This is a genomic window from Umbribacter vaginalis (assembly GCA_001552935.1).
Lineage (GTDB): Bacteria > Actinomycetota > Coriobacteriia > Coriobacteriales > Eggerthellaceae > Berryella > Berryella vaginalis.
Map to the genome: position 1 here is coordinate 1 of KQ959713.1, position 810 is coordinate 810.

At 51.0% G+C, this 810-nt stretch carries 1 protein-coding gene; it reads right to left on the bottom strand.

The annotated features are described in order from the left end of the window. Positions 1 to 700 (bottom strand): hypothetical protein (locus HMPREF3190_RS07705; RefSeq protein ID WP_449676336.1); only part of this gene is annotated, 700 nt, incomplete at its 3' end. Between the last annotated feature and the right edge of the window lie 110 nt (positions 701 to 810).

Sequence of the window (810 nt, forward strand, 5' to 3'; positions counted from 1 at the left end):
CAGGAGAAGCATTGTTGGCTGCGGTGTCACAATCAGAAGCAGCACCGTTGGCGGACGGAACGATGCTCTCAGGAGAAGCGCTGTTGCTTAACGGAGCGCTGCTGGTTGACGGAGCGCTGCTGGTTGATGGAGTGTTGTTGGTTGACGGAGTGTTGTTGCTTAACGGAGCGCTGTTCTCAAAAGAAGCACTTGCTGGTAAAGACGAAGCACTGTTTTCCGCTACGCACGATGTAGCATTGTGCGTGTCTGCGTCACACTGAAACGCAGCATCAGTAAGTAAAAGCACTCTGCACGCAATTCGATTTCCAAATACAGAAACAAATACTTTCTGTAAGCTTTCTTGCTCACGGGCTGTATTCAGGCGCTTGTAAGCAAAATTACTTCCCTGTGGTAATCCGATAAGTAACTCATGAGTATCAGGGGCAAGTTTTACCTGCGCATTGCTTAATAAAGCGGCAAGAGGCATATCAACATCGTGCAAAATTCGCATTACTTGTTTCCAACATTGTTGAAGAACGGCTGGCTTAGCGCATCGTTCGAGCGGAGAAGCTTGTGTATTGTCGCTGCGTTGTGCTTGCTGTGAAGCCTGGGGGGAAACCGATACAACTACGCTTTGCTCGGCCTCAGGTACTGGTGCTGAAACGGGTGCAGCTGCACTTCCCTCAGCCTTAGGTACAGGCGCGGAAACAGGTGCGGACATGCTTTGTACAGCTTGGGGCACCGATGCGGAAACTGGTGCAGATGTGGTGCTGGCTAAAGATGCTGACGCACTTGGAGCAACCTCAGGTACTGGTGCTGAAACGGGTGCAG